Raw genomic sequence first — 18,747 nt, 5'->3', positions numbered from 1 at the left:
CATGGACTTGCGCAAGTTTCCCCTGTTCGAAAGCCTGCCTGAGAACGAGCTCAGGATCGCCAACGGACTGCTGCGGGTCAAGAACTTTGCGCGGCGTGAGGTGGTGTGTCGCAAGCAGGAGGCGGCGGACGGGATGTACCTGCTGTTTTCCGGCCAGCTGCAGGCGGTGGACATCGCCGAAGACGGCCGGGAGATCGGCCTGAACCTGATCAAGCCGGGAGCCTTCTTTGGCGAGCTTTCCGTCATCGACGGCTTGCCGCGTTCGGCCCACATCATTGCGCTGCAACCTTCGGTGGTCGGCGTGATCCCGCAAAACGCTGCACGGGAGATTTTCTACAAGCTGCCGGCAGCTGCCGAGGCCATGATGCGCCATCTGACGGCACTGGTGCGAAACCTGTCGACCTATCGCACGCTGCTGGCAATCCCCAACGCCCAACAGCGCGTCTATGCGCTGCTGCAGCAACTGGGCCAGCAAATGCCGGGTGGCCTGAACGTGATCCAGAACCTGCCCAAGCAGCAGGAAGTGGCCATCATGATCAACACCAGCCGTGAGACCGTCTCGCGTGCCATTGCCCACCTGGTGGCGATCGGGGTCCTGGAGAAGGACTTTCGCCGGCTCATCGTGCGCGATCCCCAGCGCCTGCGGTTGATGGCGCTGCACGCGCCTGGGCTGCCCCTTAAAACGGACGAGAAAGCGTCGCCGTGAACACCTGGGCGGTGTAGCGATAGAGCGCAACCGTGTCGCGTGACCACCGGCCGCGCCACTCCAGGATCAGGCTGGTTTGCAGTGACAGAGGCTTCTCTGCCTGCAACCACAGCTGCGTCGTGCGGTTCTGCCGCTTGAAGTCCAGCAAACCGGGCGAGAAATAGGCCTCGCTGTCCCAACTTGTATAGCTCACATAGGGCCGCAAGCGCCAGCCTTGCGCCAGTAGCTGCGCGCCCGCCTGGAGCTGGTATCCAGTCCGATCGCCGCCGGGACGCATGTCTGTGGCCTTGTCCTTTTGCAGCGAGAAGCCGGCTTGAAGCAGCGCCGCAGGTCCGATGCGGTACTCGCGCAGCAGGCCCAGGTCCCAGAGAGTGGCGTTCTGCGAGGCTTGCGTGACATACGCAATGCGAGTCCCCGTCAGCGTGGCAACCCACGCGCCGTCCTGGTCGGATCGGATCGCCTGCATCCCCCCGCCCTGGCTTTGAAGGTAGTGATGGCCTCCGAGCCAGACTTCAGCGCCCTCCACCTGGACGCGCACAACGGCGCCGGGCAGCTTGAAGTCGCGCGAAGCAGCCGCGGCCACGCTGACCAGGTCGTAGGCCGGAGCACTGGCGTTCTTGCGCAGGCCGGCGCCAAGCTGCAGATTCACACCGGAGGCCGGGAAGACCAGGGAATAGTCCATCGCCGCCTGGGCAAACGCGCTCGGGCGCGGGCGATAACTCTCGTCGAGCTCCAGTTCGATGGCACCGTCGCCGTTGCCCAGGACCAGGCTTCGGGCATTGATGCCCTGGCTCACATTGCTGTCCCAGCCCGCGCTGACCTGCGCGCGCAATACCCGCCGGCTCGTGACCTCCTGCGCGATGCAGCCAGTGGCTTCAAGATCCTGGATCATGCGCAGGATCGCCGGCGGCGGCGTCAGCTGCGTCCGGATGGCCTGGAACATGGACAGCGCCTGTGCGCTTTCGCCGCGCCGGCAGTGGTCCACCGCAGTGTCCAGGATTTCGCCGGCGATGCCGGCGGTGGACACCGCCTCAACCCCATCGTCCTGCGCCTGCGCCGGCAACGGCGCGGCAATTGCGACCGCAGCGACGCAGGCTAGTGCGATGCGCCGCGCGGCAAGGAACTGCGCAGGGAAGAGAAAGACCAAAGTACGGAAACCTCGTTATGCCCTGGCAGTTGCACGCTGGCCACGGGGACAAGGCTGGCATCGGCAGCCAATCCCGCCGCAACGGGCCCCACAACCAGATCGCAACTCAGGGTTTTGGCCACTGCCTGCAGCTTGCTGGCAGCGTTGATGCAATCACCGACCGCAGTATAAGTGCGCCGGAATTCGGTCCCGAGGTCACCGACGAGAACCGAACCGCCCTCCACGCCGATGCGTACGCGCGCTGGCTGCTTGCCCTCGCGCACGCGTGCCTCATTCCATTCGCGCACGTTGTCCACAATGGACCGGGCAGCCCGCAGCGCGCATTGCGCATGATCGGGCTGCGTCAGTGGGGCACCCCAAAAAGCGACCACGCCATCGCCCGTGTACTTGTCCAGCGTCCCGCCATGGTCCAGGATGGGTTGCGTCAGGCATTGCAGGAACTCACGCGTCAGGTCAGCGGCATCCTGCAGGCTGGAGCGATTGGTCAGACCGGTGTAGTCCTGCATGTCGGCGGATAGAACCGTGATCTCCCGGTGCTGCGGCAGCATCGGGTTGTTCAGGCCCTGCCGCAGCATCTGGTCGAGCACCGCCGGCGCCACATAGGCAGCAAACGAGCGCAGGATCTGTCCCTGTTCGCGTTGGGTCATCCATAGCTCGACCGAAATGACAAAAAGCATGAGCACGTAGGCCAGCAACGGAGCGCTTGCACTGAAATGCGCGCTGCGCCCCACCAGCCACGCCGCCAGTCCCAGCCACGACGCCACCACACCCACAGTGGCGGGCACCAGCCACCATGCCTTGTACCGCCCCAGTGCCCAGGCGCCCGCAGCCAGCGTCAACAGCGTCCACAGCGTTGCGATCCAGCGCCCGTCCATCGGCAGTGCGGGGGCTCTGTCCTCGACCCGGTCAAGAAGCGAGGTCATCGCCGCGGCATGGACCATCACGCCGGCCGCGGCCGCAGCCAATGGCGTGGCCGCCCGATCGTTCAATCCCAGGGCTGAAGAGCCGACCAGGACCCAGCGGTTGCGTACGAGGTCCGCGGGCGCGCTACCGTCCAGAATGGCACGGGCAGGAATGACCACATAGGAAGACCATTGCCGTGCAAACGGCAACTCCCAATGCCCGCCTGCCGCCGGATTCGAGACCAGGCCCGCCAGCGAGCCGCCGGCAACTCCACCGCGTTGCAGCGGGCAGGCAAGCATGGCCAGGGGAAGCAATGGCGTCACCTGGCCATGCCACTGCGCCAGGAGAGGCACACGCCGGATACGGCCATCATCGTCAGGCTGCAGACCAATGTTGCCTACGCACCGGGCCTTGGCCAAGCCGGCATGGTTGGCCATATAGCCGGTGGCAGGCACGGCGCTTCGGCTATCTGTCGCAGCAATGTAGGGCGCAGCGAAAACGGCTTCACCGCTCACAAGCGCAGGAGAGCGGACCACGAAATCCATCGCCTGCGCCAGCACGATCGGCGCGAAGTCGCTCAGCGCCGCTAGCCGCGCGTCACCTGCCGCGTCGGCGGGCGAAGGGAATACGACGTCCAGGCCCACAGCGAGGGCGCCATAGGGCCCGACCAGGGCTTCCAGCAGATCGGCAATGCGCGAGCGTGGCCAGGGCCAGGGCCCGACAGCAGCGATGCTGTCTTCATCCAGGTCGATAACGACCAGCCTGGACTCGGTCTCATCCGAGGCAATCAACCGGTGGAGGGGATCCTTGACGAGGTGCTCGATGCCGTCGAGGGCCTTGATCGAAGCGGGCCACCATTGCAGTGCGCTGGAAGCTGCCGCAATCAGGGCCACCAAGGCCCAGCGAAACAGCGCGCGGTGGTAGCGCAGCTGCAGACGCCCCGAAGCTTCGGTGCGACCTGCTATTTGCGCCAGGACGTGACCCCTGAAGCGTCGTAACGGTCGCTGATGGTGCGCTGGTAGAGATAGGCCGCTTCACCGGCCTGCTTCCCACCGACCAGACCTTGGACGATACTGGGTGAACTGAACGGATCGGAGATGAAACGCCCATTCGATTCAATCGATCCCTTGCCGTTGATATCTGCCGCGAGATCGCCGGCCTTCACGTGCATGGACGTTTCAAACCGCTTGCTGCCGAAGTTCATGCGCAAAGAAGCGTTCGATGCCGTGGTCGCAACGTTCTGGCCGGTCAGGTTGTCGCTGATCACCCCATCATGCGTGGTGAGCTTGAAATCGGCGATCCCCGACCCCGGCAATTCGAATGCAGTGGCAGGCTTGTCGGCCGCCAGGATGTAGAGACGGCTGATGGCCACCAAGCTTCGCCCTGCCAATAGTTCTTCGACATTGACCACCCCGGGATCCTTGTCGGCAATGGCCGCCCAGCGCCCCCACGCGGCGATGGGAGGAATCGGAGCAACGGGGGAGACGGGAGCCAAGGGCAGCGCCACCTTGTTGTCCGCCTGGAGCGCCATATCCACAAACTCGGCTGTCCGGATCTCGGCGACATTGAGATCACCGCTGTTCTTGCGTGGCTTGGCAACGGGCTCGCCATTGACCGGCGGCTGGGACTTGTCGGGACTGCCGGAAACGTCATCAATCAGTTCCACGCGCCGCTCACCCGCCCGCAACTGCAGCAGCTTGTCCTTGGCAGTGGCGAACAGCTCGACCGCCGAACCGCCCTCGCAGGGCCCCAGTCCTTCGACCCGGCAACCATTGCCCAGGCTGTTGACGATCACACCACCCGACTGGACCGAGATGCGCGTCACATTCGGATCAGCCAGCACGGTGAAATCCGTCCCGCGAACGCCAATGGCAGCCATCGGTGTATTGAAGCGGAATTTGTCGCGGGCGGCCTTGGCTGCCTGACCGGAGACATGGCGGGCCACGCCGCTGTCCAGGGTGTACTTGATGCGCGAGTCCTGCGGCTGGGCCGGATCGAAACGCCACAAATCCACATGCAACTCGGATGCCGGGCGTACGACCAGCAGGCCACCGTCACGCAGGCGCACATAAACGTGGCTGTCAGGCTGGGTGACGATGCGATCGCCCTCCAGAAGCTCCATGCCTTTGGCCACCAGATTGCCCTGGCCGTCCTGGCGCAGGCGCTGTGCCTTGCCGGACACGAACATGACCTCTCCACCCACATAGGACACGGGCGCCGCTTGCGCAGCAACGCCAGCCGGCAAGGCGCCAGCGGCAAGCGCAGCCCAGGACAGGAGGCAGGTCAAGGTTCTCATGGCACGAAAATAACATGAAAAGCCGTCCCTTAAAGTGACGGCCAGCACAGTTTGGAAGGTGGCACCCGCCGGGTGCGGGGTGAGCAGACAGGGAAGCCAGCCGGGTTGTGAGGCAAAATTACCCGTTTGGTTCCACCCCGCTGCCTAGTCAGCGAAGAAAGAGAGAGTTTCATGGCGAAAAATGCCGTGGTCACGGGCGTGACCGGCCAGGACGGCGCGTACCTGACGCAGTTGCTGCTCGACAAGGGCTACACCGTGTACGGAACCTACCGCCGCACCAGTTCCGTCAATTTCTGGCGGCTGGAAGAACTGGGGATCGCCGCCCACGAGCGGCTGCACCTGGTCGAATACGATCTGACCGACCTGGGCTCCAGCATTGCGCTGCTGAACAAGGCGCAGCCTTCGGAGATCTACAACCTGGCAGCCCAGAGCTTTGTGGGTGTCAGCTTCGACCAGCCGACCACCACCGCCCAGATCACCGGCCAGGGCGCGCTCAACCTGCTCGAAGCGATCCGCCTGGTCGACCCCAAGATCCGCTTCTACCAGGCCTCCACCTCCGAGATGTTCGGCAAGGTCCAAGCCGTGCCCCAAAAAGAAGACACCCCCTTCTACCCGCGCAGCCCCTATGGCGTCGCCAAGCTCTATGCCCACTGGATGACGGTGAACTACCGCGAAAGCTATGGCATCTTCGGCAGCAGCGGCATCCTCTTCAACCACGAGTCGCCGCTGCGCGGCCGCGAATTCGTCACCCGCAAGATCACCGACACCGTGGCCAAGATCAAGCTAGGCAAGCAGGATCTGCTCGAACTCGGCAACATCGATGCCAAGCGTGACTGGGGCTTCGCCAAGGAATATGTGGAAGGCATGTGGCGCATGCTGCAGGCCGACCAGCCCGACACCTTCGTGCTGGCAACCAACCGGACCGAAACGGTGCGTGACTTCGTGTCCATGGCCTTCAAGGCGGCCGGCATCGAACTCGCTTTCCAGGGCAGCGCGGAAAATGAGACAGCCACTGACAAGGCAACCGGCAAGACGGTGATGCAGATCAACCCGAAGTTCTACCGCCCTGCCGAAGTGGAGCTGCTGATCGGCGATCCTTCCCATGCGGCGAAGGTCTTGGGCTGGCGCCCGCAAACCACGCTCGAGCAGTTGTGCGACATGATGGTCAAGGCGGACCTGCGGCGTAACGAACGGGGTTTCTCGTTTTGAGAATTCTGTTGACAGGCGCAGACGGGTTCACCGGGCGCCAGTTCATCCGCAGCGCGGCGCAAGCCGGGCATGAGGTCGTGGCACTGAAGGCTGACCTCACGAAAGCGGCCGATGTCGCCACGGAAGTGGCGTCGGCACGCGCCGACGCAGTGGTTCACCTGGCTGCCATTGCTTTCGTCGGCCACCAGGATGCCCGTGCCTTCTACGATGTCAATCTGTTCGGCACGCTGAATCTGCTGGAAGCTCTGGCCGCATCGCACGCATCCTTGCAATGCGTGCTGCTGGCCAGCAGCGCCAACGTGTACGGCAATTGCGAGCAGTCGCCGATCGCGGAGACCCAGACCCCTGCGCCCGTCAATCACTATGCAATGAGCAAATTGGCCATGGAGCACATGGCCAGGACCTTTCTGCCCCGCCTGCCGGTGGTGATGGCCAGGCCATTCAACTACACGGGCCCGGGCCAGGCCCCCAATTTCGTCATCCCCAAGCTGGTGGAGCACTTCCGTCGCCGGGCTTCCAGCATCTCGATGGGCAATCTGCACGTGGAGCGGGAATACAACGACGTGCGTTTTCTCTGCGAGGCCTACCTGCGCTTGCTGCAACAGGCACAGGCCGGCGACACCTGCAACATTTGCACCGGCGTCACCCACGATCTTCGCGCCGTGGTGGCCTGCCTGGAACGCCTGACCGGACACAAGATGGACGTGCAGGTGGACCCCGCGCTGGTGCGGGGCAACGAGATCCATCGCCTGTGCGGCGATCCGTCGCATCTGCGCGCCACCATCGGCGAACTGCCGGCGTACACCCTCGAGCAGACCCTGACCACGATGCTGGCCGCGGCGTGATGAAGGTCGCGTTCAACGGCACGGCCTTGCTGTCGCCCCTGACAGGCATCGGGCAGTACGCCTACCACCTGGCCGGCGGACTGCGTCAGCAGCCTGACCTGGACCTGATGCTGTTCTATGCGGACCGCTTCGGGCGCGATCTGGCCAGCGGTGCGCCACCGATCGTCGGCCGGGCGCGGCAGCTGGTACGTTCCGTCATGCCCAAGGCCTACGAGATCAACCGCTGGCTGCAGCAGCGCAAATTCGACAAGGGCGTGCGCAAGGAGCGTTTTGACCTCTACCACGAGCCCAACTTCATGGCTTTCCGCTTTGACGGGCCCAGCGTGGTGACGGTGCATGACCTGTCGTGGATCCGCTATCCGCACACCCATCCGGCGCAGCGTGTTGCTGCCATGAACAAGTTCTTTGAACCCGGGCTGCGTGCTGCCAGCCTGGTGTTGACCGATTCGGAGTTCGTCAGGCGCGAGGTCATGGAGGTTTTCGGGATTGCCCAAGATCGAATTCAGCCGATTGCACTGGGCCTCGATGGCGCATTCAAGCCCATGGCCGCAGCCCAGACACAAGCCCTGCTGGCGCGCCTGCAGCTCACCCATGGCAGCTATTTCCTCTCGGTCGGCACCATGGAGCCGCGCAAGAACCTCGAGACCACCGTACAGGCCTACGCCCAGTTGCCGGACGCGCTGCGCGCCCGCTACCCCCTGGTGATGGCCGGCATGAAAGGCTGGCGGACCACCAGCCTGGAGAAAATCCTGGCCCCCCTGGTCAGTAAGGGGCAGGTTCGCGCCCTGGGCTACCTGGAGCGCTCCGATCTGGCCACAGTCACCGCCGGCGCCCTGGCCATGGTGTATCCCTCGCTCTACGAAGGCTTCGGCTTGCCGCCGCTCGAGGCGATGGGCTGCGGCGTCCCCGCCATCACATCCAATGTGAGTTCACTGCCCGAAGTGGTGGGGGACACCGGCCTCACGGTCGACCCGCTCGACCCAAGCGCACTGGCCGAGGCAATGCGCACCCTCGCGCAAGCACCACAGATGCGCGCTGAACTGTCGACCAGGGCGGTGGAGCGCGCCGCTCGCTTCACCTGGGAACAGTGTGTGCGCGAGACAGCGGCGGCTTACCGGCGCGTGCTCAACAATTCGCGGTAAAGGGCCAAGTGCCTGCGCGTCATTTCATCGAGTGAATAGTCGCGCAGCGCCCGCTGCCGCGCCGCCTGGCCCAGCCTGTCACGCAAGGGCGTGTTCGTGGCGAGCCGGGACAGCGCGGCAGACAAAGCCGGCGCATCGCGCACCGGCACGGTCAACCCGGTTTCGCCGTCGCGGCTGACCTCGTTCACGCCGTTGTACAGCCAGGTGTTCACCACCGGCTTGCCGCAGGCCATCGCTTCGAGCTGCACCAAGCCGAAAGCCTCGCTGCGTTCCACCGCCGGCAGGCAAAAGACATCACAGGCATGGAAGTACGCCCCCAGTTCGGCCTCGGGGATGCGCCCGCTGAACCAGACCCGGTCGCTCACGGCGCACTCCTTCGCCCTGGCCTCCAGAACGGGGCGCAGCGGACCATCGCCACCGAGAACAAGAAAGCCATCGACCTGCCGCATGGCTTCGATGAGGACGTCGAAGCCCTTGTAATAGACGTGCCGGCCCAGCGCGAACACCATGGTGCGGCCGTTCGCCCGCCCACGCAGCTCCCGCGCCAGTGCAGCCGTCCCCGCTGTCAACTCCAGGGGCGCGTAGTCCAGGCCGTACGGAATCACATGCAGCCGCTCGCGCGGGACAGTGTCGGGGATCTGGCTGGAACTGTCGAAGTGGGCTTGCGTGGCAGCGACGATCGCATCCGCCCGGCCTGCCAACTGGCGCAGCCAGGGCGCGTACAAGCGCAGCATGCCCTTTTGCCGAACAATGTCGCTGTGCCAGGTCAGCACCCGCTTCGGGCCAGCGGGAAGCAGCATGGACAGCAGGTGCGATAGCGGATCGGGCAGGTGCAGGTGGATGATGTCGAACGGGCGCTCGCGGTGCAGCGCCAGGGCCCGCAAAACCAGCACTGGTGACATCGCCGTGCCGGCCAGCTTGCCCAAGGACGGCGCCTGGATCAGCCTGTAGCCGTCATGGGGACCATCACTGCCGCTGCGGCCGGCGGCCGCCACCAGATTGATGACTTCGGCGCCGCTTGCGGCCAGGCCGCGGGACAGGAGGGCAGCGTGGCGCTCGATTCCGCCGTGCTGGTCATCCCAGAATCGGCCCAGCTGGAGAATACGCATGGGCGGTGATGATACGTCCTCAGAAATGGATGCCGCGCATCATCTGCTGCATGGCGATGGCCTCGGGCGACAGCGTGGGCCTGCCGCCCTTGTCGCCCTTGGCGCCCTTGGCGGCGGACGAATCGGGGAACATGCGAAAGCTGGTGTTCATCGCGATCTGCGCCACGCGCGGCAGCAGCGCATGCAGCAGCTGGCCGGTGACGCCCAGCCGCGTAGCGATGCGCACCGGCTTGAAGATGCAGGCCTGGGCGATCATGTCGGCGGCCTCCTCCGGCGCCAGGGTGGGCACGTTGTTATAGATCTTGGTCGGCGCGATCATGGGCGTGCGCACCAGCGGCATGTTGATGGTCGTGAAGGTGATGCCCTGGTCAGAGAACTCGCTGGACGCGCAGCGCGTCCAGGCATCCAGGGCGGCCTTGCTGGCCACATAGGCAGAAAAGCGCGGCGCATTGGTCAGCACGCCGATCGAGCTGATGTTCACCACATGGCCCTTGTGCCGGGCCACCATGCCGGGCAACAGGCCCATGGTCACGCGCAGGCAGCCGAAAAAGTTCAGCTGCATGGTGCGCTCGAAGTCGTGGAAACGGTCGTAGCTGGCCTCGATGGCGCGGCGGATCGAGCGACCCGCATTGTTGATCAGGAAGTCGACACCGCCGTGCTTGTCGACCAGCAATTGCACGAAGCGGTCGCAGTCAGCCATGTCGGCGATGTCCGCCGGGTAGGCGATGAAGGCGTAGCCCTTGGCCTTGGCCTGCTTGCAGGCTTCATCGAGCTTGTCCTGGTCGCGTCCGCAGATGATGGTGGTGGCGCCAGCCTCGGCAAACTTGTGGGCCGCCGCCAAGCCGATGCCCGAGGAGCCGCCGGTGACAAGCACCAGCTTGCCGCCCACCGTGCCGCGCAACGTGCGGTCGATGTGCAGCTCGGGGTCGAGGTGGCGCTCCCAGTAGTCCCACAGGCGCCAGGCGTAATCCTTCAGGTTGGGCACGGCGATGCCCGAGCCCTTGAGTGCCGCCTCGGCGTCGCGGCTGTCAAAGCGCGTCGGGTAGTTGACGAAGCTCAGCATATCCTCGGGCAGGCCCAGGTCCTTCATCACCGCATTGCGGATGCGCCGCACCGGCGCCACCGCCATCAGCCCTTTCTTGATGCTCCTGGGGATGAACCCCAGCAGGGCGGCGTTGATGAACAGGTTCATGCGCGGCGCATGGGCGGCGCGGCTGAAGATGTCCAGCACGTCGCCCACGCGGTAGCCCACGGGGTCAACCAGGTGGAAGCAACGCTTGTCGATGTCGGCCTTGTGGCTGATGTGGTCCAGCGCATCGACCACGTAGTCGACCGGCACGATGTTCACGCGCCCGCCTTCCAGGCCGATGGCCGGCATCCAGGGCGGCAGCAGCTGGCGCATGCGCTGGATCAGCTTGAAGAAGTAATAGGGCCCGTCGATCTTGTCCATCTCGCCGCTGCGGCTGTCGCCCACCACCAGAGCGGGACGGTAGACCGACCAGGGCAGCTTGCACTCCTTGCGCACGATCTTCTCGCTCTCGTGCTTGGTCATGAAATAGGGATGGTCGAGGTTTTCGGCCTCCTCGAACATGTCCTCGCGGAACACGCCCTCGTACAGGCCGGCCGCGGCGATCGACGAAACATGGTGGAAGTGGCCTGCATCGACAGCCTTGGCAAACTCCACGGTGTTGCGCGTGCCCTCGATGTTGACGGCGACCTGGCCGCCCTCGTCGGCGCCCAGGTCGTACACCGCAGCCAGGTGGTAGAAATGGTCGATACTGCCCTTGAGCTTCTTGACCTCCTCGGCGGCCACGCCCAGCTTCCTGGCCGTGAGGTCGCCGAACACGGGCAGCACCCGGGCCGCGCTGGCGCCCCAGTACGCGCGCAGCGCCGCCACCTTGCCTTCGCTCTCCTGGCGGATGAGAAAGTGCACCACCGATCCCTTGCGCTCCAGCAACTTCTTGACCAGCCGCTTGCCGATGAAGCCGGTCGCACCGGTGACGAAATAGTGCATGCGAATCTCCGGGTGGTTTGCGTTCGCGGCCATTCTTGCCCAAAGCCGCGGGACGGCCCTTCAGCACAAACCCGTGGCGATTTAGAAGCCGGCGTCTAGGCACGGCCACCATACAGCCGGTACAGTGCCTCTCATGCGCGGCGTCCGCGCCAGCAGCGCAGCGCGAACCTCAACCACCTTCCAGGAGTCCCCATGGTCACGAAGAAGCAGAAACCCGCAGGCGACGGCAAGGCCAGTCCGCACCTGTCGGGCACGGTGAAGGACTCGGCCAACCAGATCTGGCTGGCCGGCCTGGGCGCTTTCTCCAAGGCCCAGGAAGAAGGCGGCAAGGTGTTCGACACTCTGGTCAAGGAAGGCATGGCTATCCAGCGCAAGACCCAGGCAGCGGCCGAAGAAAAGATCTCCGAAGCCACCAACCGCATGGCCAGCATGGCCACCGACATCTCCTCCAAGGCCTCGGGCCAGTGGGACAAGCTGGAAAACATCTTCGAGGAGCGCGTGTCCAAGGCGCTCAAGAAATTGGGCGTGCCCTCGGCCAAGGAAATCGAGGCCTTGATGGAGCGCATGGAAGACCTCAATCGCAGCGTCGCGAAGCTCCATGCCCGGTCCGCACCGGTGCCGCGCAAAACCGCAGCCAAGCCCGCAGCCAAGAAGCGCTCTGCGCCGCGCAAGACAACCTGAGCGCAGGACGGGCGATGCAAGGGCGCTGCGGCGCCCTTTGTTTTGGGTGCGCCCACTTTGCTGCATCGCAGCAAGAACGCGCCGGCAAGCCACCTAAACTGGCTATCCGCCCAACAGCCCTTGGACCATGGCCAAAAAAGCCCCGCGCCGCACCGCCGAGCGCATCCTCGAGGTCACGCTCGACCTGTTCAACCGCTTTGGCGAGCCCAACGTGTCGACCACGCTCATCTCGGCTGAACTGAACATCAGCCCGGGCAACCTGTACTACCACTACCCAGCTAAAGACGAATTGATCAACTCGCTGTTCGACCGCTACGAGCTGGCGCTGTCCGAACTTCTCAATGCCAGCGACGGCGTGCGCGACGTGGAGGACGCCTGGTTCTTCCTGCACACCCTGTTCGAGCTGATCTGGCAGTACCGCTTCCTGTACCGCGACCTGAATGACCTGCTGTCGAAGAACCGTCGGCTGGAGACCCATTTCCAGTGGGTTCTGAAGAACAAGACCACGTCGGTGCGCGCCATGCTCGACGGCATGAGCCGCGCCGGCACGCTGCGCATCGACGCGCGCGAAGTCGATGCCACGGCAACCGGCATGGTGGTGGTGCTGACCTACTGGCTCAGTTATGAATACGTGCGCGACCCGCGCCGCGCCCTGGAACCCGAGAGCGCGCAGCTGGCCCTGCTGCGCGGCGCCCACCATGTGCTGAATCTGCTGGCGCCCTATCTGGAGTCCGGGCAGCGCATGCACCTGCTGGGATTGGCCGGCGCGTACGGCGAAAGCGGCGGCTGAGCGGCCGCCGGGAGACTGTGATGGCCCGATGGACAAGCTTTCCACACCTGGGGGACTACCCCTTCGATGCCGCTGCCGTGGCGCAACATTGGGACCGCTTGCATGCGGGCGACGCCGAGCCCCTGCCGGACGACGCCCAAGTGCTGCAGGCCTGGGCCCTGTTCCATAGCGGCCAGTTCGAGCAGGCGATGGAGGCCGGCCTGCGCGCCGGCGGTGCCGGCATCACGGTGGCCAACAAGGCCGCCTGCATCCACGCCAACTACCTGGAACAGCGCGAGAAGCAGCGGCTCGACCTGTTCCAGGAGGTGGCGCAGCGCGCCCAGGCCCAGGCGCAGGCGGACGCCAGCAATCCCAACGCCTGGTACTGGCAGGCCTATGCCCTGGGCCGCTACAGCCAGGGCATCAGCGTGGCCAAGGCCCTGGCCCAGGGACTGGGCAGCAAGGTCAAGGACGCGCTGGAGCGAACCATCGCGCTGCAGCCCCGCCATGCCGACGCACACATCGCGCTGGGCGCGTTCCACGCGGAAGTGATCGACAAGGTCGGCAGCTTGATCGGCGGCATGACCCACGGCGCAAAGAAAGAAACCGGTTTGCGGATGTTTGAACAGGCCCTCAAGCTGACGCCGCAATCTGCCATCGCGATGATCGAATACGCCAACGGCCTGGTCATGCTGCATGGCGAGCGCAAGGCCGCCGAGGCCACGCGCCTGTACCAGCAGGCCGCCGCCAGCGCACCCGCCGACGCCAGGGAGCGGCTGGACCTGGAGCTGGCACTCTCGGAATTGCAGGACTGAACCGCCAGCCGGATCGGGTTGCGGGCCTACAAGCTCAGCCCAAGGCGCTGCCCACAATGCAGAGCCATGAACATCTTCGAAGCCCTGCGCCTGAGCCACGACACCCAGCGCGCCCTCGCCACGCAGATTCTGCAAACCCAGGGCGATTCGCCCGACCGCAACCGCCTCTACCGCGAGTTGAAGCATGAGCTGGCAGCCCATGCGGCCGCCGAGGAGCGCTGCTTCTACACGCCTCTGATCGGCTTCGACGAGAGCATCGCCCAGGCGCGCCATGGGATGGCGGAGCACCACGAGATGGACGAACTGGTGGACGAACTCAACAAGATGGAGTTCAGCTCACCAGGCTGGCTGGCGCACTTCAAGAAGCTGCACCACAAGGTCTACCACCACCTGGAAGACGAGGAGCACGCCATCTTCCAGCTGGCCGGCAAGGTACTGAGCGAAGCGCAGAAGCAATCCCTGGCCAAGGACTATGAAACGGAATTCGCCACCTTCCGCCTGGGCGCAATGCCGCTCAGTTCCGCGGAAAGCTGAATCAGCCGCACTGTTTCATTCGCCCCAGGGCAGCATCAGCGTTGCCAGCAGCAAGCGGTCGAACTCCGGCGTGAACTCGTCGATGATCTTTTGCGGGTCCGGGCACATGCCGGTGTCGGTGATGACGCCGAACTGCACGCCGCCGCCATAACTGAGGATGGACACGCCCAGGCCGATGTCGCCCGACTGGGGCACCCAGAACATGGTTTGCTCCAGGGTCGCGCCCAGCAGTTTGAGCTTCTCGCGTGGCCCCGGCACATTGGTCATCACCGCCGTCGTCTTCCTGCCGAACAGATTGAGCATGGCGTCCTGCGCCGGCTTGATCAGCAGGCCGGCCACCGCCAGCAGGCCGAAGGCCAGCAGAGGCTGGGTGCTGCCCTTGAGGCTGTTCATGCGCCGGCGCACCTCGTAGACACGCTCGACCGGGTTGTCCATGCCGACCGGCAAGACCAGGGGCACCAGGCCGAAGCGGTTGCCCAGCTTCCAGGCGTGCTCCAGCGGCCGCAGGTTGATCGGGATCATGGCGCGGATCTCCTGGCCCTGGACGTCGTCGCCCTGGGCGCGCAGGTAGCCGCCGATGGCGCCGGCCACACAACTCAGGAGCACGTCGTTGATCGAGCAGCCCAGCGCCTTGCCCACGGCCTTGACCTCGTCCAGCGGGATCGGCTCGCACCAGGCCACGCGCTTGGCATTGAGCGGCTTGCCCTTGAGGCGTGTCTTCGAGTCGTCCGGCATCAGGGCCAGCGCCGCCGCGTCGCTGACCACCTGGTAGGCCAGCCGCGCCAGCTCCATCGAACCGCTCATGCCCTTGTGCAGGCCTTCCTGCGGGTCCAGCAGCATGGCCAGCGAGCGCGCCGCAGCGCCGTCGGTCACGCCCAGCGCCTTGAGCGTGACGTCGGTGAAGGGTTTGATCAGGGTGTCGGCGATCCAGTCCTCGGCGTCGCCACCACCAGCCCTGGGCCGGCGCTCGGGCGGCGGCGCGCCGCCGTCGACCAGCGACATGGTCACCGAAATCAACGCAATGCCATCGGCGATGCAGTGGTGGATGCGCACGATCAGGGCGCTGCCGCCCTGGTAGTCCTCGACCAGGTGGAAACACCACAGCGGATGGCGCCGGTCCAGCGGCTGCATCGCCAGCTCGCCCACCCGCTGCTGCAAGGCGGCCTGCTGCCGGCCGGCCACCGCCTTGGGCAGCTTCTCGAGCACCACGTGGCGGGCGATGTTGAAATCGCGGTCTTCGACCCAGCTGGCGCCGGCCGCGCCTTCCACCACCCGCTGGCGGAAGCGCCCGTACTTGAGCAACTTGTCTTCGATGCGCGCGCACAGGTCCGCATGGGCTATGCCGGGCGACAGGGTCCAGACGCCGACGATCATCATCAGGTTGGCCGGCGAATCCATGCGCAGCCAGGCGGTGTCGACCTTGGACATGCGCTCGCCCGCCAGGCCCAGCGTGCCGGTGGCCGCGCGCCTGGCCTGTTTCGCGACGGTCTGCGCGGCGATGCGGGTCACCATGCTCGCTCCTCCATTGCTCGGTTCCGTGTGGGCTCCGCGCCTATTCTGGAGTTGCGGCGCCGCTTAAGATACCGCGAAGTTACCCGAACACCGATCGCAAATACCACCAGGAGCATCCCCATGGCCGACCTCAAAGCCACATTCGAATCCGCCGTCGCCAACTCGAAGAATCTGAGCGACCGGCCCGACAACGCCACGCTCCTGAAGATCTACGGCCTGTACAAGCAGGCCACGGCCGGCGACAACGCCGAGAAGAAGCCGGGCTTCAGCGACATGGTGGGTCGCGCCAAGTGGGACGCCTGGAACAACTTCAAGGGCACGTCCGGTGACGACGCGATGCAGCAGTACATCGATCTGATCGAATCCCTCAGCTGAGCCTCACGCGACGACGCCGCGGTCCTTCAGTGCCTGGATCTGCGCCTCGCTCAGGCCCACTTCGCGCAGCACGGCGTCGCTGTCCTGGCCCAAAGAAGGTGCATTGCGGCGTTGCCCGCCGGGCGTGAGCGAGAGCTTGGGCACGACACCGGGCACGGCCAGCGTGCTGCCGTCGTCCATCGTCACCTGCGCCAGCATGCCGCGCGCGCTGTAGTGCGGGTCGGTTGCGATGTCGGCCACGGTGTAGATGCGCCCGGCCGGCACAGCCGCCTTGTCCAACACCGCCAGCACTTCATCCACCGTGCGGCCCACTGTCCACTGGCCAATGGTCGCGTCGATCTCAGCGACCCGGGCCACACGTCCCGTGTTGTCCGCCAGCGCAGGATCGGCCGCAAGGTCGGCGCGGCCTATCGCGGCCATCAGGCGCTTGAAGATGCTGTCGCCGTTGCCGGCGATCAGGGCGTAGCCGTCGCTGCAGGCGTAGGCGTTGCTCGGCGCGATGCCCGGCAAGGCGCTGCCGGCCGGGCCGCGCACCGCGCCGAAGGCGCTGTACTCGGGCAGCAGGCTTTCCATGCAGTTGAACACCGCCTCGTACAAGGCCACGTCAATGACCTGGCCGCGGCCCTGCGGCGCCTCGGGGCTGACAGAAGCGTGGCGGTGCTGCAGCGCCAGCAGGATGCCGATCACGCCGTGCAGCGCCGCCAGGGTGTCGCCGATGGACACGCCGACACGCACCGGCACCCGGCCGGGCTCGCCCGTCAGGTGGCGCAAGCCGCTCATGGCCTCGGCCACCACGCCGAAGCCGGGCCGGTCGCGGTAGGGGCCGGTCTGGCCATAGCCGCTGATGCGCAGCACGATCAGGCGCGGGTTGGCGGCGATCAGCAGCTCCGGTCCCAGGCCCCAGCCCTCCATGGCGCCAGGGCGGAAATTCTCGACCAGCACATCGCACTCGGCGGCCAGCTTGCGCACGATGTCCTGGGCCGCCGCGTCCTTCAGGTCCAGCGCCAGCGAACGCTTGTTGCGCGACTGCACCTGCCACCAGACCGAGGTGCCATCCTTGAGCAGGCGCCACTTGCGCAGCGGGTCGCCGCCGTCGGGCGCTTCGACCTTGATGACTTCAGCGCCGAAGTCGGCCAGGGTCTTGGCGGCGAAGGGCCCGGCGATCAACTGGCCGAGCTCCAGAACCTTGAGGCCGGCCAGCGGGCCGGCGCCGGGCTGTGCCTGCATGCCGTTCAAGCCTTCTTCTTTGGGGCCCCGGCCTTGGCCGGCGGCGTCTTGCTGGCGACGGCTTTTTCCATCGCCTTCATCGGCGACTTCTCGGCCAGCAGCGCGTCGAGGTTGTTGGCGATCTCCTGCTCGATGCGCTCCTTGAAGGCGCCCAGCAGAAAGCCCAGGCGCGCATCCAGCTCGAAGCCGTCCTTGGTGACCTTGAGCTCGCCGTTGACGCCCGAGCGGCTGAAAGTCACCAGGTCGGAGCTCTTGCCCTCCTCGTAGACACACTCCATGTCGAACTTCTCTTCGGCCAGCTCGGCCCAGCGGAAGGCCAGCTTGCGCGCGCTGGCCAGGCCGAGGGCGTGGTCGCGCTGGATGTGGATGTCAGGCACCGGAGAGCTCCTTGAGTTGTTGGTGGCGCTGCGCCTTGGGCAGGGCAGCCAGTTGCCTGGCGGCATCATAAAACCGGGCCCAGTCGCGGCCCTGGCGCTCGAACAAAGCCTCGAAGCCGGGCACCAGCTCGTCGTAGGCGGCCTGCGCGCCGAACATGGCGTTGTTGGCCCGTTCCACCCACTGGTCATAGCCGCGGTAGCGTGCCGGATCGCCACCCCAGGCGGTGCGCAGCTGCGCGTAAGCCGCGCGAAACTCCTGCATTGCTACCAATTTCATAGCTGTCTTCGCGCTATCTGAGCGGGATACAGCCTCTTTTTCCTCGTAAATCTGTTCCAGTCGGGTGCGTGTGGCCCGGGTCAGGGCACGGAACTGCACGCGGCGACTGTCGTACTCCGCGTATTCGACCCGCGCCGCCTCCGGCGCCTGCGTGGCCAGCCAACGGCTGCCGCCCAGGCGCTCGACCGCGGTGGCAAAGGACTCATTGAACATGGTGTCGTCCTGCACGTACAGCACCTGGTGGGCCAGCTCGTGGAAGATCAGCCGCGCCAGCTCGCCTTCCGGATAGCCGATGAAGGTGTTGAGCAGCGGGTCGCCACCGGCCCAGTTCATCCAGCCCAGGGTGGAATAGGCCGGCACGGGGTAGACCGCGGTCTCGTCGCCACCGGCGGCAGCGCGGGCCGCTTCCGCCTTGGCCTCGGCTTCGTCGAAATAGCCGCGGTAGCCCACGCAGCCGGTCACCGGGAAGCACCAGGTCGTGAGTTTGAGAGAGAACGGCGGCGCGGCCACCACGTTCCAGACCACGGCGTTGCGCTTGAGGTCGGCATAGCGCCGGTAGCTCGGGTTGTCCGGCAGCTGCAATTGCACCACCGCGAAGCTGCGGATGCGCTGGCTCAGGGCCAGCCGCTCCTTGAGCCGCGGCGCCGCCGCGCTGTCGGCCAGCCAGTCGTCGACCGGCCGCGCCGCGCTCATCATCTGCAGGTGGCCGCTGGCCGACTGCCAGTAGTAACCCAGGTTGGCGCAGCCCGTGCTGCACAAGAGCACACCGGCCGCGAGAAGAGCGCCTGCCGCGCTGGCCATGAGCAGCT

The 18,747-nt window shown here is 65.7% G+C and carries 18 protein-coding genes; 9 read left to right on the top strand and 9 right to left on the bottom strand.

Features of this window, described 5'->3' with window-relative positions; translation table 11 throughout:
* Position 1 precedes the first annotated feature (1 nt).
* A complete protein-coding gene (locus Q0632_RS18830) occupies positions 2–706 on the top strand; it encodes a Crp/Fnr family transcriptional regulator (protein WP_298933045.1) in 705 nt (234 codons plus the stop codon).
* Here Q0632_RS18830 and Q0632_RS18825 read toward each other — a convergent pair.
* The 3 genes from Q0632_RS18825 to Q0632_RS18815 all read right to left on the bottom strand — a co-directional run bounded on the left by Q0632_RS18825 (position 678) and on the right by Q0632_RS18815 (position 5,052).
* Entirely contained in the window at positions 678–1,853 is a 1,176-nt protein-coding gene (locus tag Q0632_RS18825) for a hypothetical protein (RefSeq protein ID WP_298933044.1), read from the bottom strand. The genes Q0632_RS18830 and Q0632_RS18825 overlap by 29 nt on opposite strands.
* Positions 1,802–3,649, bottom strand: a complete 1,848-nt coding sequence (locus tag Q0632_RS18820; RefSeq protein ID WP_298933043.1) for a CHASE2 domain-containing protein — start codon at positions 3,647–3,649, stop codon at positions 1,802–1,804. The genes Q0632_RS18825 and Q0632_RS18820 overlap by 52 nt, the downstream gene beginning before the upstream one ends.
* Before the next feature lie 68 nt (positions 3,650–3,717).
* Positions 3,718–5,052, bottom strand: coding sequence for a FecR family protein (locus tag Q0632_RS18815; RefSeq protein ID WP_298933042.1), 1,335 nt, complete (start codon positions 5,050–5,052; stop codon positions 3,718–3,720).
* A gap of 171 nt (positions 5,053–5,223) precedes the next feature.
* Here Q0632_RS18815 and gmd point away from each other — a divergent pair, with 171 nt between their 5' ends.
* The 3 genes from gmd to Q0632_RS18800 are packed head-to-tail and all read left to right on the top strand — an operon-like array spanning position 5,224 to position 8,248.
* Entirely contained in the window at positions 5,224–6,261 is a 1,038-nt protein-coding gene (gmd, locus tag Q0632_RS18810; protein WP_298933041.1) for a GDP-mannose 4,6-dehydratase, read from the top strand.
* An 8-nt stretch (positions 6,262–6,269) separates the two neighbouring features.
* Positions 6,270–7,106 carry a GDP-mannose 4,6-dehydratase gene (locus tag Q0632_RS18805; RefSeq protein WP_367181226.1) on the top strand — a complete coding sequence of 279 codons (837 nt, stop codon included), beginning with the start codon at positions 6,270–6,272 and terminating at the stop codon, positions 7,104–7,106.
* 26 nt (positions 7,107–7,132) lie between these two features.
* Positions 7,133–8,248 carry a glycosyltransferase family 1 protein gene (locus Q0632_RS18800; RefSeq protein ID WP_298933039.1) on the top strand — a complete coding sequence of 372 codons (1,116 nt, stop codon included), beginning with the start codon at positions 7,133–7,135 and terminating at the stop codon, positions 8,246–8,248.
* Here the strand turns inward: Q0632_RS18800 and Q0632_RS18795 are convergent.
* Both Q0632_RS18795 and Q0632_RS18790 read right to left on the bottom strand, forming a co-directional pair.
* The gene (locus Q0632_RS18795) at positions 8,218–9,357 is read right to left on the bottom strand and encodes a glycosyltransferase (RefSeq protein WP_298933038.1); all 1,140 of its coding nucleotides are present in this window, start codon (positions 9,355–9,357) and stop codon (positions 8,218–8,220) included. The two genes, Q0632_RS18800 and Q0632_RS18795, sit on opposite strands and share 31 nt — an antisense overlap.
* 19 nt (positions 9,358–9,376) lie before the next feature.
* Entirely contained in the window at positions 9,377–11,371 is a 1,995-nt protein-coding gene (locus Q0632_RS18790) for an SDR family oxidoreductase (RefSeq protein WP_298933037.1), read from the bottom strand.
* A 192-nt stretch (positions 11,372–11,563) separates the two neighbouring features.
* On the opposite strand from Q0632_RS18790, the gene Q0632_RS18785 reads away from it, so the two are divergent.
* From Q0632_RS18785 to Q0632_RS18770, 4 genes are all read left to right on the top strand, one after another.
* Positions 11,564–12,052 carry a phasin family protein gene (locus Q0632_RS18785; protein ID WP_298933036.1) on the top strand — a complete coding sequence of 163 codons (489 nt, stop codon included), beginning with the start codon at positions 11,564–11,566 and terminating at the stop codon, positions 12,050–12,052.
* A gap of 127 nt (positions 12,053–12,179) precedes the next feature.
* Complete coding sequence (locus Q0632_RS18780; RefSeq protein WP_298933035.1) at positions 12,180–12,842, top strand: TetR/AcrR family transcriptional regulator; 663 nt, start codon at positions 12,180–12,182, stop codon at positions 12,840–12,842.
* A 20-nt stretch (positions 12,843–12,862) separates the two neighbouring features.
* Complete coding sequence (locus Q0632_RS18775; RefSeq protein WP_298933034.1) at positions 12,863–13,636, top strand: hypothetical protein; 774 nt, start codon at positions 12,863–12,865, stop codon at positions 13,634–13,636.
* A 66-nt stretch (positions 13,637–13,702) separates the two neighbouring features.
* On the top strand, positions 13,703–14,170 hold the full coding sequence (locus tag Q0632_RS18770) for a hemerythrin domain-containing protein (protein WP_298933033.1): 468 nt from the start codon (positions 13,703–13,705) through the stop codon (positions 14,168–14,170).
* A gap of 15 nt (positions 14,171–14,185) precedes the next feature.
* Here Q0632_RS18770 and Q0632_RS18765 read toward each other — a convergent pair whose 3' ends face one another.
* Positions 14,186–15,682 (bottom strand): wax ester/triacylglycerol synthase family O-acyltransferase, encoded by a 1,497-nt coding sequence (locus tag Q0632_RS18765; RefSeq protein WP_367181225.1) that lies wholly within the window; start codon positions 15,680–15,682, stop codon positions 14,186–14,188.
* A gap of 120 nt (positions 15,683–15,802) precedes the next feature.
* Between Q0632_RS18765 and Q0632_RS18760 the strand changes: the two genes are divergently transcribed.
* The gene (locus Q0632_RS18760; RefSeq protein WP_298933032.1) at positions 15,803–16,057 is read left to right on the top strand and encodes an acyl-CoA-binding protein; all 255 of its coding nucleotides are present in this window, start codon (positions 15,803–15,805) and stop codon (positions 16,055–16,057) included.
* 3 nt (positions 16,058–16,060) lie between these two features.
* Here the strand turns inward: Q0632_RS18760 and Q0632_RS18755 are convergent, their stop codons facing one another.
* Genes Q0632_RS18755 through Q0632_RS18745 form a run of 3 tightly spaced genes read right to left on the bottom strand, consistent with a single transcriptional unit; the run spans position 16,061 to position 18,739 of the window.
* A complete protein-coding gene (locus tag Q0632_RS18755; RefSeq protein ID WP_298933031.1) occupies positions 16,061–17,284 on the bottom strand; it encodes a CaiB/BaiF CoA-transferase family protein in 1,224 nt (407 codons plus the stop codon).
* Between the two features lie 5 nt (positions 17,285–17,289).
* Positions 17,290–17,661: a polyhydroxyalkanoic acid system family protein gene (locus Q0632_RS18750; RefSeq protein WP_298933030.1), complete on the bottom strand. Its 372-nt coding sequence runs from the start codon at positions 17,659–17,661 to the stop codon at positions 17,290–17,292.
* Positions 17,654–18,739, bottom strand: coding sequence for an aminopeptidase (locus Q0632_RS18745; RefSeq protein ID WP_298933029.1), 1,086 nt, complete (start codon positions 18,737–18,739; stop codon positions 17,654–17,656). Before Q0632_RS18745 ends, Q0632_RS18750 begins: the two co-directional genes overlap by 8 nt.
* Positions 18,740–18,747 lie beyond the last annotated feature (8 nt).

Origin of the sequence: uncultured Ramlibacter sp. (assembly GCF_936925435.1) — a bacterium.
GTDB lineage: Bacteria > Pseudomonadota > Gammaproteobacteria > Burkholderiales > Burkholderiaceae_C > Ramlibacter.
Note: the sequence above shows the minus strand (reverse complement) of the source record. Positions and strands in the feature narration are given on the sequence as shown.